Origin of the sequence: Citrobacter sp. Cf116 (assembly GCF_030336505.1) — a bacterium.
In the GTDB taxonomy this organism is placed as follows: domain Bacteria; phylum Pseudomonadota; class Gammaproteobacteria; order Enterobacterales; family Enterobacteriaceae; genus Citrobacter; species Citrobacter freundii.
The window spans coordinates 605,890-619,626 of sequence record NZ_JAOWEQ010000034.1 but is presented as its reverse complement, the minus strand read 5'-3'; the positions used below and the strand labels follow the sequence as shown (position 1 = coordinate 619,626).

Genomic DNA, 13,737 nt, shown 5'->3' with positions numbered 1-13,737 from the left:
CTCTCGGGGATGTGCGAACTTGCCACCTTGCTGTAGCACAAAATCTTTTGGGTAAGTTTGTTTATGGTGGAATCTAAAAACGGCGTTTCATAATATGGAGCGCCGTTTGTTTTTGCATTACCTGACAAGGATCATTCATGACCGCGTATTGGCTGGCCCAGGGCGTAGGTGTCATCGCCTTTCTGATCGGCATTACCACCTTTTTCAATCGCGATGAGCGCCGCTTCCGGCTGCAACTTGCTGTCTATAGCGCCACCATTGGCGTGCATTTTTTTCTGATGGGCGCCTGGCCCGCGGGAATGAGCGCAGAACTCAACACCATCCGCACACTTGTCTCAATGCATACCCGCAAACTGTGGGTGATGACCGTTTTTATTATCCTCACCCTGGTTCTCGGTCTGGCGAAATTACAGCATGCGATGGAGCTGTTACCGGTAATTGGCACGCTGGCCAGCACCTGGGCGCTGTTTCGCTGCAAAGGGTTAACCGTGCGTTGCGTAATGTGGTGCGCAACCGCCTGTTGGGTTATCCATAATTTCTGGCTGGGATCGATTGGCGGGACGATGATCGAAGGGAGTTTTCTGGTGATGAATGGCCTGAACATTATTCGCTTCCGGCGGATGCAAAAACGCGGAATTGATCCGTTCAAAATTGAAAAAAGCGTACAAGAAAAGAGCCCCTCTGCCCGATAACGGAGGGGCGCAGGGATTAGCCGCGCAGAGCGTTATTTGCCAGACGCTCGTCTTCAGCCTGGCAGGCTGCCGCGGTAAACAAGACATCTGTAGAAGAGTTCAGCGCCGTTTCACAGGAATCCTGCAATACGCCGATGATAAAGCCGACGGCAACTACCTGCATGGCGATATCATTCGGGATACCGAACATATTACACGCCAGTGGGATCAGCAGCAGAGATCCACCCGCCACGCCAGATGCGCCACAGGCGCAAAGCGAAGCCACCACGCTCAGTAACAGCGCCGTCGGTAAATCGACCGGAATACCCAGCGTATTCACCGCCGCCAGCGTCAGCACGGTAATGGTGATCGCCGCACCCGCCATATTGATGGTGGCGCCCAGCGGGATAGATACCGAGTAGGTATCACGATCCAGATTCAGCTTCTCACATAGCGCCATATTCACCGGAATGTTGGCGGCAGAACTGCGGGTAAAGAAAGCGTACACGCCGCTTTCGCGCAGACAGGCCAGCACCAGCGGATACGGGTTACGGCGAATTTTCCAGAAGACCAGCAGTGGGTTGACCACAAACGCCACCAGCAGCATACAGCCTACCAGTACGGTCAGCAGTTGGGCGTAGCCCCAAAGCGTTGCGAAACCGGTGGTTGCCAGCGTGGATGAGACCAGACCAAAGATACCGATTGGCGCGAAACGAATCACCAGCTTTACCATAAAGGTGACGGCGTTGGACATATCATTGACCAGATTTTTGGTCGTTTCATTACCGTGGCGCAGTGCAAAGCCCAGACCAACGGCCCAGACCAGAATACCGATATAGTTAGCGTTAAGCAGGGCATCAATTGGGTTAGAAACCATGCTCATCAGCAGGCTACGCATTACTTCAACGATGCCGGACGGCGGCACGATATCGCCAGCGCTGCTGGAAAGGTGCAGTGTCGACGGGAAGGCGAAGCTGAAGACAACGGCGGCTAATGCCGCTGAAAATGTTCCGAGCAGGTAAAGGAACAGAATGGGGCGGATATTGGTTTTTTGCCCGTGTTGGTGGTTGGCGATAGAGGCCATGACCAGCATCAGAACCAGAATTGGCGCGACGGCTTTTAATGCGCCGACGAACAGCGTACCCAGTAAACCAACGGCTTCTGCCGCAGGTTTTGACACCAGTGCCAGTAAAATCCCCAGTACCAAACCGATCAAAATTTGTTTAACCAGGCTCCCTTGCGCCAAACGCGAGAGTAGCCCCGATGAACGTTGCGTAGTCATGTCGTGATCCTTTCATTGTGTTGTTGCCTTACCTTTGTGCGTTCTGTTGACGCATCTTTCAGGATGGGGCAAATGTTTGCATGGCTGAGTATAAGGAAAGAACGGGGTTCTGGAAGCGAAATATACTGGATTCCGCGCTGAGATCATATTTTATAACTTTGAGTTAACATTATTTTGACATGATAGACAAAAAGCCCGACGCACGCAGTGTGCTGTCGGGCTTTTCAGCTAGCAGATGAAACTTACTGTATTTGCTGCTTTTTATCGTGCTGGTGGTTGACCCATGCGTTAACAATCAGCGTCACAAACAGAATGCCAAATACCACGCCTAACGAGATAGCGATCGGGATATGGTAGAAATCGACGATCAGCATCTTAATACCGATAAACACCAGAATGACTGACAAGCCGTACTTCAGCATGGAGAAACGTTCTGCCACGCCCGCCAGCAGGAAGTACATCGCACGCAGCCCCAAAATAGCAAACAGGTTCGAGGTCAGCACGATGAACGGGTCGGTGGTAACGGCAAAAATAGCCGGAATACTGTCGACGGCGAAAATCACGTCGCTCAGCTCAACCAGAATCAACACCAGCATCAACGGCGTGACAAACAGCAGACCGTTTTTACGCACGAAGAATTTTTCATCTTCGATGGTATCGGTCATGCGTAAATGGCCGCGCAGCCAGCGTACTAACGGTCTGTCACCGATACCGGAGGCATCTTCTTTCGCCAGCGCCATCTTCACGCCGGTAAACAGCAGGAACGCGCCGAACACGTACAGCAGCCACTCAAACTGGGTGATAAGCCAGCTGCCGGCGAAGATCATGATCGTACGCAGAACAATTGCTCCCAGCACGCCATACACCAATACCCGGCGCTGCAACGCAGGCGGCACTGAGAAGTAACTGAAGAGCATCAACCAGACAAAGACGTTATCTACTGCCAGCGATTTTTCGATCAGATAGCCGGTCAGGAACGCCAGTGCCTGTGGGTCGGCAACGGCGCGGCCCTGGGTTTCCGCCAGGTACCACCAGAAGGCGGCGTTAAACAGTAGCGACAGCGTTACCCAGACGATTGACCAGGCCGCAGCCTGTTTCATCGACATCGTATGTGCGCCACGACGACCCTGCAACAGCAGGTCGATGGCCAGCATAATTACCACTACGACAGCGAAGCCACCCCATAACAACGGTGTGCCGACAGTATTCATTGTATTTCCCCATGCATAAAAAAACGGCCAACGCCGAATGACGTTAGCCGCTGCTTTTTATGCATAGACCTTGCCATTCGGCAAGGTCTCACTTACAACAACAAAGGAATACGATGGCGTATTCCTTTGTTATCGCCCGGTGACCGGATGTGATTTTTCACACATCGTAATGACGATCAACCGACAACGAAGTTACTCCCCTTTGCGGGTTACAAAATATTACAGGCCATGCATTCAGTCAATGGCCTGCAACATTCCATTTACACACTTTTACGCAGTCAGCGAGGTTACCGTTTCGTCTGCAGGGAAAACCACGCCGGTCTGGCGGCGAATCTCCGTTTGCAGTTTAGCGGTGATACGGCTGACGGCCAGTGCCGGGTGATCCACTTCGCCGGATTCAACCAAATGGGCAAAAGCCTCTGCCTCATACAGCATAGTATTGATGTGTTGAGGCGTCGTCAGATCCTGCGTTTTCCCCCCGCGTGGAACGAAGCACACCTTTTGGCATTCGGAAATATGCTCGATGACCAGCGATCCCGACTCGCCCTGAATTTCACTGGCTAATACCGAGTCGCTTACTTTTGAGTGCTGGAGCGTAACGCTGAAATCACCGTAATTCAGCACCACCACACCGTGAGCATCCACGCCGCTTTCCAGCAGGCTGGCGCTGGCCTGAACGCTCTGTGGTTCGCCCCACAGCGCAACCGCCGAGGCCAGGCAGTAAAAACCGATATCCATAATCGAGCCATTGGAGAACGCCGGATTAAACGTGTTCGGATTTTCACCATCCAGATAGCGCTGGTAACGCGAGGAGTACTGGCAGTAATTGATAAATGCCTTCCTGATTTTTCCAACTTTTGGGAGCGATTGTTGTAACAGCAGGAAGTTAGGCAGGCTGGCGGTTTTAAACGCTTCAAACAGCACGACCTGGTTTTCACGTGCGCAGGCGATAGCGGCTTCGGCTTGCGCCAGGTTGGAGGCCAGTGGCTTTTCGCAAATAACATGCTTTTTGTGCCGCAAAAACAGCTCGGTCTGCGGGAAGTGCAGGGAGTTTGGACTGGCGATGTAGACGGCGTCGATCGCCTCGCTTTGCGCCATCGCTTCCAGCGAAGTAAACAGATGTTCGACGGGATAATCGTTGGCGAAGGTCTGTGCCTGCTCAAGGCTACGAGAATAGACTGCGGTTAACTTATACTTGCCGGTTTCATGGGCGGCATCGACAAACTGGCGGGTGATCCAGTTTGTGCCAATTACTGCGAAACGTATCATAAAGGCCTTCAGGCTGCGAAAAGGGATTCTTTCGTCAATTTAGCATGCCCTGAAGACAAAGCCAGTGCGCGACTACGCAGTTTGCTTTAACGATTGTTGCGTTAACCACAGGCGGGTATCGAACTCCAGTTGGTGATACTGAGGCTCCATATGACAGCACAGCTGGTAAAACGCTTTGTCGTGTTCTTTTTCTTTCAGATGCGCTAGTTCATGAACGACAATCATACGCAAAAAGGGTTCGGGGGCATTGCGAAAAACGGTCGCCACGCGGATCTCCGCTTTAGCCTTGAGCTTTCCGCCCTGCACGCGAGATACGGCGGTATGCAGTCCCAGCGCATTCTTCAGAACGTGGATCTTGCTGTCATACATGACTTTATTCAGCGGCGGGGCGTTACGCAGAAACTGATTTTTCAGATCCTGAGTATATTGCCAGAGCGCTTTGTCGGTCGCGAAGTCATGCGTACCCGGATAGCGCTTCTCCAGCACTGCGCCCAGGCGTTGCTCAGCAATCAGCGTTCTCACCTGGGAAAGTAAATTCTCCGGATATCCTTGCAGATAGATCAACTGACTCATTAGTGCCCCATATAAAGTATAAAAAGTGTATACTCACGCACCCTTTTCAGGGATACGCCGAAATTTTACCATTCAGGAGGGCCGATGAGCCACATAGACAACGGTTTCCGTTCGCTGTCACTTAAACGTTTCCCGGAAACGGATGACGTTAACCCGCTGCTGGCGTGGGAAGCTGCAGATGAATATCTGCTGCAACAGCTGGACGATACCGAGATTAGCGGCCCGGTGCTGATCCTGAATGATACCTTCGGTGCGCTGGGCTGTGCGCTGGCGGAACATACGCCGTACAGCATTGGCGACTCCTATCTCAGCGAGCTTGCCACACGTGAGAACCTGCGTCACAACGATATTGCCGAGTCGAGCGTCAAGTTCCTCGACAGTACCGCTGACTATCCGCAGGCGCCGGGCGTGGTGCTGATTAAGCTGCCAAAAACCATGGCGCTGCTGGAGCAGCAACTGCGCGCCCTGCGTGAAGTGGTCACGCCTCAGACGCGTATCATCGCCGGTGCAAAAGCGCGTGATATCCACACCTCTACGCTGGAGCTGTTTGAGAAAGTGCTGGGACCAACCACCACCACGCTGGCATGGAAAAAGGCGCGCCTGATCAACGGCACCTTTACCAAACCGGCGCTGGCCGATACCGCCCAGACCCTGAGCTGGAAGCTGGAAGGCACCGACTGGACCATCCACAACCACGCCAACGTCTTCTCCCGTACCGGGCTGGACATCGGCGCACGTTTCTTTATGGAACATCTGCCGGAAAACCTGGAAGGCGAGATTGTCGATCTCGGCTGCGGTAACGGCGTGCTGGGCATGACGCTGCTGGCGAAGAACCCAGAAGCCAGCGTGGTGTTTGTTGATGAATCACCGATGGCGGTCGCTTCCAGCCGTCTGAACGTGGAAACCAACCTGCCGGACGCGCTGGATCGCAGCGAATTTATGATTAATAACGCGCTCTCCGGCGTAGAACCGTTCCGCTTCAACGCGGTGTTCTGCAACCCTCCGTTCCACCAGAAGCATGCGCTGACCGATAATATCGCCTGGGAGATGTTCCACCACGCCCGCCGCTGCCTGAAAATCAACGGTGAGCTGTACATTGTGGCTAACCGTCACCTCGACTACTTCCACAAGTTGAAGAAGATTTTCGGCAACTGCGTAACCATCGCCACCAATAATAAATTCGTGGTGCTAAAAGCGGTCAAAACCGGTCGCCGTCGTTAAGCCCTTGTGCCGGATAGCGGTTAACGCCTTATCCGGCCTACACGAGCTGCATCGTAGGCCTGATAAGCGTAGCGCCATCAGGCAAAGATGTGCGCAGTTGCCTTATCCGACCTACGGGATACAACGTGTTAAATCTCCAGCGCTAAGCGGGTCCCCTGCGCAATAGCGCGTCGGGCATCCAGTTCCATCGCCACATCGCAGCCGCCGATCAGATGCACCGTTTTACCTGCCGCGTGCAGCGGATCGACCAGTTCACGGCGTGGCTCTTGTCCGGCGCAAATCACCACGTTATCCACGTTAAAGATCACCGGTTCGCCATTCAACACGACGTGTAACCCATCATCATCAATCTTCTGGTAGCTGACTGCCGGGATCATTTTCACGCCGCGTGAGAGCAGGGTGGCGCGATGGATCCAGCCCGTCGTTTTACCTAAACCTTGCCCCGGTTTGCTGGCTTTACGCTGCAACATCACTATCTGGCGCGGGCTGCGGGATAAGTGCGGACCTTCCGGGCGTAAGCCGCCAGGCTGTTGCAGGCTGGTGTCGATCCCCCATTCCACGCAGAACTCCGCAATGTTCTGGCTGGTGGCTTCACCGGGTTGACTCAGATACATGGCTGTATCGAAACCAATCCCGCCGCAGCCAACGATCGCTACGCGTTTGCCCACTGGCGTTTTATCGCGCAGAACGTCGAGATAGCTCAGCACTTTTGGATGTTCGATCCCCTCGATCGGCGGCATACGTGGCTCGATCCCGCTGGCAAGGATCACTTCGTCGAAAGTGTGCAGATCGTGTGCGCTGACAAAATGATTCAGCTTCAGGGTCACGCCAGTCACGTCGATCATCCGGCGGTAGTAGCGCAGGGTTTCATAGAATTCTTCTTTGCCGGGGATCTGTTTGGCGATATTAAACTGCCCGCCAATTTCGCCATGTGCGTCAAACAGCGTGACGTGATGTCCGCGTGCAGCGGCATTAATGGCGAAGGCGAGGCCCGCAGGACCCGCACCGACAACCGCCAGATTCTTCGGCACAGCTGCCGCAACGATCGGCATTTTGGTTTCATGGCATGCGCGCGGATTCACCAGGCAAGAGGTGACTTTGCCGACAAAGATCTGATCCAGACAGGCCTGGTTACAGCCGATACAGGTGTTAATCTCATCCGCTCGTCCGGTTTGCGCTTTTGACAGCAGTTCGGCATCGGCGAGGAACGGACGGGCCATCGACACCATATCGGCATCGCCACGGGCCAGAATGTCATCGGCGACCTGGGGATCGTTAATGCGGTTGGTGGTGACCAGTGGGATCGTCACATGCCCTTTCAGCTTACGCGTCACCCAACTAAACGCGCCGCGCGGTACCGGGGTCGCGATAGTGGGAATACGCGCCTCATGCCAGCCAATACCGGTGTTAATAATGGTGGCCCCGGCGGCTTCTATAGCCTGCGCCAACTGGACGGTTTCGTCGAAGGTTCCGCCGTTTTCTACCAGATCGAGCATCGACAGGCGGAAGATAATAATAAAGTCATTACCGGCACGCTGACGTACCGCTCGCACCACCTCAACGGCAAAACGCATGCGGTTGGCATACTCACCACCCCATTGGTCATCGCGCTGGTTGGTACGCAGAGTCAGGAATTCGTTGATGAGATACCCTTCCGACCCCATCACTTCTACGCCATCGTAGCCCGCTTCCCGCGCCAGTTGGGCGCAATGGGCAAAATCTTCAATCAACTGCTGCACTTCATCGTGCGTCAGCTCATGTGGCGTAAAGCGGTTAATGGGGGCCTGAATAGCAGATGGTGCCACCAGATGCGGCTGGTAGCTGTAACGCCCGGTGTGTAGGATTTGCAGGGCGATTTTGCCGCCTTCGTCATGCACGGCATCGGTAATGACGCGATGGTGTGCAAGCTGGCTGCTGTCGTTGAGCATCGCGCCGCCTTCCATCCCCACGCCGGAAAGCGCAGGCGCAATGCCTCCGCTCACAATTAACGCGACCCCGTGGCGAGCGCGCTCGGCGTAGAACGCGGCCAGTCGTTCTGCACCGTCGGGATACTCCTCCAGCCCGGTATGCATTGAACCCATCAGCACGCGGTTTTTAAGCGTGGTGAAGCCTAAATCGAGCGGGGCGAACAGCGACGGATAGCTCATAAAGGTGTCCAGTATGTAAAATTATTGTTATGTGGTCGGATGAGTTCTAATTTAGCCGTCGCCACGTAAAAGGGAAAAGGGGAATGCCGTGATTGTGATGGGATTCAAAAAAGGAGTGGGGCCAGAGAATGAATATGCCGGATATCGGTGCAAGCACCTAATCCGGCCTGTGAAAATGTGTCTTTGTAGACCGGATAAACGAAGCGCCATCCGGCGGTATGTCACAGATTACTGTTTTTTAAGAAAATCGTTGTACAGCATATAGAGATGCGCCGCGCTCCAGGAGAAGTTTGGCGCGCCCTGCTGTGCACCGGTCAATGGGTTATAGTTTTCCTGAATCGGACCGTCAGCGGTGAGGCCTTTGGCGTGGCTGAAGAAGGTATCCGCCAGTTTTAACGCTTCATCGCGATAGCCGTAACGCTCCATCCCTTTTAGTCCGAACCAGAACTGATCCACCCAGACGCGCCCGCGCCAGTAGATGTCCGCGCCGAAGGCGGGGTTGGTCAGCGCTGCAGTACCAAGTGGGACAAAGGTGTTGAACTCGTTGGGATCGAGCATCACCTTAACCACCGCATCCGCATGGGGCTGCGTTGCCGCCCCGTTAAACAGCGGCGACCAGCCTTCCGGCCCTTTGCCACGTTCGACGATTGGTTTACCCGCACAGCCGTTGGTCAACGGGGTATCTTCGATCCTCACGTCATAGAAGAATCGGGTGTCTGGGTCGAACATGCAGGTATTGATGTAATCCGCCAGTTTTTGCGCCAACTGGCGGTAGCGCTGCGCTTCTTTGTGTTTACCGAGCAGGGTCGCCATCTCCGCCAGATAATGGTTGTCGCTGTACATATAGCTGGCCTGATCGACCGATTCCTGCAGCAGCGAGTAACCCAGCAACTTACCGTCGTTACTGCGGTTTTCGGCAAATTTCACCACCCAGTCGCTGCGTTTCCCACCGTTAGCGACGTATTTATCCAGTTGCTCTTTGTCGATAAAACCAAAGACTGCCGCATCGTCACGCCCGGATTCCCAGGAAGCAGCAACCTGTGCTGGGATCTCGAGGCTGTCATACTGGCCTTTACTGGTGATGTTGGCGTAGTTTTTCAGTCCGGATAGGGTTTCTTCCTTGTCGCCATTTTTCACCGTAAACAGCATTTCACCGCTGTCGGTATTGTGGGCTTTATCGCGAGTCGCGCCGTATTCCGGTACGCCGTTGCCGTTATGATCGCGGTTTCGCAGCCACCAGTCGTGATATGCAACCAGCTTTGGATACATCTCTTCGAGCCAGGCCTTATCCTTGGTGACGTTGTAGACTTCCATTACCGACCAGGCCGCGAGGCTTGGCTTGGTGTTACGCTCGTTCCAGTTGCCGCCGTCGCCGCCGCGCTCGGGGCTAAGGTTCCAGGCAATCAGGTCGGGAATGAATCCGGCGTCTTGCGGGCGAACGGGATCGCCGGGTTTAATCTGCCATGAAAAGACGGCGCGGATGTTCTCTTTGGCGATCTCCGGGTTAAAGTGCGCCATGGCGAAGGCCTGCTTCCAGGTATCCCACGGCCAGGTCTGGTTGCCGGAGAACCAACGGCCGGTAACCGACGGTGTCACGGTATTGTGTTTTACCGCGCCGCCCGGCGATCGCCAGTTACCGTTCAGCGTTTCGATCGCCTTCACCGCCACTCGGGTTTGTTCTGGCGTGGCGTCCGGGTTGTTTAAGCCTTTCTTGAGATAGTCGTCCCAGCGCTGCTGCGAGGCGAGCATGTAAGAAGAAGGACGCGCCAGAATATCGCGGATCTGCGGTTGCTCTTTTGCCACATCTTCGGCGGTAAGCAGATGAGACCAGGTGGTGTAAATCGTCGTCGAACCGTTGATATGGGTCTTCCCCGTGAAGCGATGACCATTAACCGTGGTTTTCATGGCGACAGATTTATGCACCTGATACTCCGACTCGCCGGAGGTGAGCAGATCCCAGGTTGAACGCACCTTGCCGAAGGTGACTTTCAGGCCGTCGTGCGTGGCGGTGATTTTGCGCTGATAGCCAGGGAACTCGCCATCAATGGTTTTATCCGACAGGGCTTTTCCCTCTTTTGCCTCCAGTTTTTCCAGCAGTTCGCCGTCCCAAACCAGATCCAGCGGCGAGTTGCTGGTGATTTTGGTTTCCAGCAGCGAAGTGCGCGGACTGGCGAAGCGTAGCGTCATCTCTACCTGTACATCTTTTGATGACAATTTCTGTACCAGCGCCCCGGGAATGCTGTAAGCCTCGAGGGCAAAATCGACCTTTTTACCGTGCTGATACACCGTCAGCCGGTCAAAATTATTGGCCATAAAGTTGATGTACTCTTCGGTCAGCAGTGCGACGCCAGGAAAGCCGCCCATTGTTGCGGGGCCATCTGGCAACAGATGCCCATGCCATGAGCCGAGGTCGAAAAAGGGATTAAAACGCTGGTGGTCGTCGTGATCGTAGTCATGCATGTAGTCCGGCGCACCGGTGCGATTAATGATGTTTTTGAAGTCATTAACGCTGGCGGCATGCGCAGAGACGTTCATCAGCAGGAGGCAGGCCAGCGGCGTAAGAAGAGGTTTGATATTCATGGGTTCCGGTCCTTGTTACCAATAGAAATATTGCATCAGGAAGATTTGGTCGCTCGGATCACCAGATGCATTCTGCATATAGAACCGGCTGTCGAAGGCGGTAGCGAAACGTCCGCCGCCGTATTCATACCAGATACCGAACTGCATAAAGGACGTGGTTTCTTCCTCGGCGCGATCCGGTCGGTGTTTGGCGTAGCTATATGCGGTGGAGAGGTAAACGCCTTTTAGCGCTTCATACATCGCGCTGACCATATAGCCGGTCTCGGTGCCGGATACATCCAGCCCGTCGGCGCGACCCGTGTGGTGCCACGCGCGGGCGGCGAAGTTGGGCGAGAGGATGCCGGTCAGGAACAGCTGTCCGGTACCGTCCGTTATCTCCAGACCGTTCATCCAGGTTACGCCTTCAGTCAGGTCGTACTGGATGTAGCCATTCATCATAGCCGGATAGGTATATTTATCGTCGTAGCGATCGTATTTACCAAAGTGCAACCAGGCTTTGCTTTCATCGTGATGTCCGGCGGGTGTAGCGGTCACGCTATAGCGCAAAGGGCCGGTCAGGTTTTGTACCTTAATGGCGGTCATGATGTCTCGGGTATTCGGAATAACGTAGCCCAGGTCTGGCGTGAAATCCCCCCACCATTGCAGGTCATCCAGCGAGGAGTCCTGGCGCAGGCTGAGCATCACCTCTGTTCCAGCATCGGTACGGTAACCACCGTAAAAGCGGTTGATCCCGCCTTCGAATCCGCCCCAGCTATGGTCAGGAACCCAGGCATTGCCTTGATGGTCGGCCTGCACGGTCCAGCCCTCGCCGTAGATCAGACCAAACCATGAACCGTGTTTTATCTCCAGGCCACCTTCAATGTAAGTACCGTCGCTGTATTTATGCTTATCTTTTCCTTCTAAATCCATATATCCACCCATGCCCAATTCGCCATAAAAACGAAAAGAGGGGGAGGTTATGGCAGGTGTTTTCGTATCGTCGTGTTCAGCAGGGCGAACTTCTTCTGCACCCAGAGAAGAGACGCAGAAAAAGGGCAGGGCAATAATTGCCCTGCAATAATGGCTAATGTTATTCATGCTTCGATCCTAAGCAAATAAAATATAATTTTTATTGTTATATACCCTTCATACTTCAAGCTGCATGTGCATTAGCTACGTTCGTTCACCCCAGTCACATAGTTATCTATGCTCCTGGGAATTCACTCACTTGCCGCCTTCATGCAACTCGAATTATTTTGGTTATAGCCTTGGAGAATATTGTTTATTGTTATTATGTTTTAGTCATTAATTGATATTTGAAGCGGGAGCAGCCTCAATAGCTTTTTCTTCTTTAGTTAGCCCTTTGATGTATTTACTGTATTTCCACCAGGCAAAACCGAGGAAAATAACAATCCCACCGACGTTATAGAAAATAATGGTTATGATATTTCCGCCGCTCGGGAAGGTAGAGGCAATAAATCCGATAGTGAACAGGACGATCAGCATTGATACCACAATAATGCCGGTTTTTTGCGAACCCATACGGAAGTCGCGCGGTAAGTGGTCCAGTTTTGCGCGCAGATTCAGGTAGGCCAGCATAATAAACAGCGGCGGCAGCATCGATGCGGCGGCGGTCATGTTGATGATGGTGTTCATTAAGTCTTGCACGGTATTGGAACCGAGCGTTGGGATAATCATCAGCGGGATAACGATCAGAAACTGGATCCACGCTGCGCGGGCCGGTACGCCGTTTTCATTCAGTTCGACGGTTTTTTTACCGAAAATACCCGCCGGAATTTCAGAGAAGAAGATCTTCACCGGCGTTGCGGTCCACATCAGCAGAGAGCCGAACATCGCGGTAAAGGAGACCAGGCCGACAAAGCGGTTAACGATGAGTTCCGGCAGACCAAAGTATGCCGCCAGACCGTGGAATACCTGCACCGATCCACCGGTAAACTTCAGCTCTTTGCTGCTGACGAAGACGTTGATCAGCACCGAGGAGATGGAATAAAGCACGCCGATAAAAATCCCGGCAATGATAATAACCTTCACGAACGATTTTGACCCGCCCTTGACGTCGTTGACATATACCGCCACGGACTCCGCGCCGCCTGCCGCCATGAATATCCAGGTGGTAATACCGAGGAATGCCCAGTTAAAATTCGGGATCATTGCATCAACGGTGATGGGGTCAGCAGGCTGCACGCCGCCCACCAACGCAGTACCCGCCAGTAAAATGTAGGACAGCGTCAGCAGCAGCATTAACGTGGAGGTGACGGAGGTAATCGGCCCCAGCATTTTTGCACCGTTGGTCGAAACCCAGGTCGAGAAGGCAAACAGCACCATACTTAACACGGTTGTGGCGAACGGCGTCAGAATGTATTCGTAGCCTAAAAATGCGTACGAGGCATAGGCGATAACGCGCGGGAGTAACGAGGTAAAAAAGAACAGGTTAACGAACCAGTAGGTGTAGGCGGTAATAAAGGCCCAGCGCCCGCCCAGCGAGCTTTTCACCCATGCGTAGACACCGGCTTCGGAGTTTTTATTCAGCGAAACAAATTCGGCGATGATTAAGCAGAATGGAATAAAGTAGAAAATTGTCGCGAGGAAAAACATCGGTGCGGATGCCAGACCAAGCTCAATATTATTGTTGATAACGTTATTAAAACTATAAACCGCGGCAAAGGTGAGTGAAAGTAAGCCGAACTTGCCGATGGTATTACGTTTGGTATCAGACATAGCACATCTCCGATTCCTGATTATTATAGGGTACTGGCGGCGCAACGTCGGCGCCGCCTGTGCTT

General features: G+C 53.5%; 10 protein-coding genes. 2 read left to right on the top strand and 8 right to left on the bottom strand.

Going from position 1 to position 13,737, the window contains the following annotated elements:
- The first annotated feature begins 137 nt into the window (after positions 1 to 137).
- Entirely contained in the window at positions 138 to 692 is a 555-nt protein-coding gene (locus tag OGV74_RS08335) for a YgjV family protein (RefSeq protein ID WP_086504591.1), read from the top strand.
- Positions 693 to 708: 16 nt separating this feature from the next.
- On the opposite strand, the gene sstT is transcribed toward OGV74_RS08335, so the two are convergent.
- The 4 genes from sstT to OGV74_RS08315 form a co-directional block, all read right to left on the bottom strand.
- Positions 709 to 1,953 carry a serine/threonine transporter SstT gene (gene sstT / locus OGV74_RS08330; RefSeq protein WP_003024801.1) on the bottom strand — a complete coding sequence of 415 codons (1,245 nt, stop codon included), beginning with the start codon at positions 1,951 to 1,953 and terminating at the stop codon, positions 709 to 711.
- Positions 1,954 to 2,195: 242 nt separating this feature from the next.
- A complete protein-coding gene (locus tag OGV74_RS08325) occupies positions 2,196 to 3,164 on the bottom strand; it encodes a TerC family protein (RefSeq protein WP_003828551.1) in 969 nt (322 codons plus the stop codon).
- Between the two features lie 270 nt (positions 3,165 to 3,434).
- Positions 3,435 to 4,433: a Gfo/Idh/MocA family protein gene (locus OGV74_RS08320; protein WP_003846207.1), complete on the bottom strand. Its 999-nt coding sequence runs from the start codon at positions 4,431 to 4,433 to the stop codon at positions 3,435 to 3,437.
- 72 nt (positions 4,434 to 4,505) lie between these two features.
- Positions 4,506 to 5,006: a M48 metallopeptidase family protein gene (locus tag OGV74_RS08315; protein ID WP_003024792.1), complete on the bottom strand. Its 501-nt coding sequence runs from the start codon at positions 5,004 to 5,006 to the stop codon at positions 4,506 to 4,508.
- An 84-nt stretch (positions 5,007 to 5,090) separates the two neighbouring features.
- Between OGV74_RS08315 and rlmG the strand changes: the two genes are divergently transcribed.
- Positions 5,091 to 6,227 (top strand): 23S rRNA (guanine(1835)-N(2))-methyltransferase RlmG, encoded by a 1,137-nt coding sequence (gene rlmG, locus OGV74_RS08310; RefSeq protein ID WP_003024789.1) that lies wholly within the window; start codon positions 5,091 to 5,093, stop codon positions 6,225 to 6,227.
- Positions 6,228 to 6,355: 128 nt separating this feature from the next.
- On the opposite strand, the gene OGV74_RS08305 is transcribed toward rlmG, so the two are convergent.
- The 4 genes from OGV74_RS08305 to OGV74_RS08290 form a co-directional block, all read right to left on the bottom strand.
- Complete coding sequence (locus tag OGV74_RS08305) at positions 6,356 to 8,374, bottom strand: oxidoreductase (RefSeq protein ID WP_086504590.1); 2,019 nt, start codon at positions 8,372 to 8,374, stop codon at positions 6,356 to 6,358.
- Between the two features lie 228 nt (positions 8,375 to 8,602).
- Positions 8,603 to 10,954 carry an alpha-glucosidase gene (gene ygjK, locus OGV74_RS08300; protein WP_003024783.1) on the bottom strand — a complete coding sequence of 784 codons (2,352 nt, stop codon included), beginning with the start codon at positions 10,952 to 10,954 and terminating at the stop codon, positions 8,603 to 8,605.
- Between the two features lie 15 nt (positions 10,955 to 10,969).
- Positions 10,970 to 12,031 carry a protein YgjJ gene (ygjJ, locus tag OGV74_RS08295; protein ID WP_003841480.1) on the bottom strand — a complete coding sequence of 354 codons (1,062 nt, stop codon included), beginning with the start codon at positions 12,029 to 12,031 and terminating at the stop codon, positions 10,970 to 10,972.
- Between the two features lie 207 nt (positions 12,032 to 12,238).
- Positions 12,239 to 13,672, bottom strand: a complete 1,434-nt coding sequence (locus OGV74_RS08290) for an amino acid permease (protein ID WP_003846220.1) — start codon at positions 13,670 to 13,672, stop codon at positions 12,239 to 12,241.
- Between the last annotated feature and the right edge of the window lie 65 nt (positions 13,673 to 13,737).

Excerpts from the sequence above, each read along its gene's own strand:
- OGV74_RS08335 (WP_086504591.1), top strand. The coding sequence starts at position 138 with ATGACCGCGTATTGGCTGGCCCAGGGCGTAGGTGTCATCGCCTTTCTG.
- sstT (WP_003024801.1), bottom strand. The coding sequence starts at position 1,953 with ATGACTACGCAACGTTCATCGGGGCTACTCTCGCGTTTGGCGCAAGGG.
- OGV74_RS08325 (WP_003828551.1), bottom strand. The coding sequence starts at position 3,164 with ATGAATACTGTCGGCACACCGTTGTTATGGGGTGGCTTCGCTGTCGTA.
- OGV74_RS08320 (WP_003846207.1), bottom strand. The coding sequence starts at position 4,433 with ATGATACGTTTCGCAGTAATTGGCACAAACTGGATCACCCGCCAGTTT.
- OGV74_RS08315 (WP_003024792.1), bottom strand. The coding sequence starts at position 5,006 with ATGAGTCAGTTGATCTATCTGCAAGGATATCCGGAGAATTTACTTTCC.
- rlmG (WP_003024789.1), top strand. The coding sequence starts at position 5,091 with ATGAGCCACATAGACAACGGTTTCCGTTCGCTGTCACTTAAACGTTTC.
- OGV74_RS08305 (WP_086504590.1), bottom strand. The coding sequence starts at position 8,374 with ATGAGCTATCCGTCGCTGTTCGCCCCGCTCGATTTAGGCTTCACCACG.
- ygjK (WP_003024783.1), bottom strand. The coding sequence starts at position 10,954 with ATGAATATCAAACCTCTTCTTACGCCGCTGGCCTGCCTCCTGCTGATG.
- ygjJ (WP_003841480.1), bottom strand. The coding sequence starts at position 12,031 with ATGAATAACATTAGCCATTATTGCAGGGCAATTATTGCCCTGCCCTTT.
- OGV74_RS08290 (WP_003846220.1), bottom strand. The coding sequence starts at position 13,672 with ATGTCTGATACCAAACGTAATACCATCGGCAAGTTCGGCTTACTTTCA.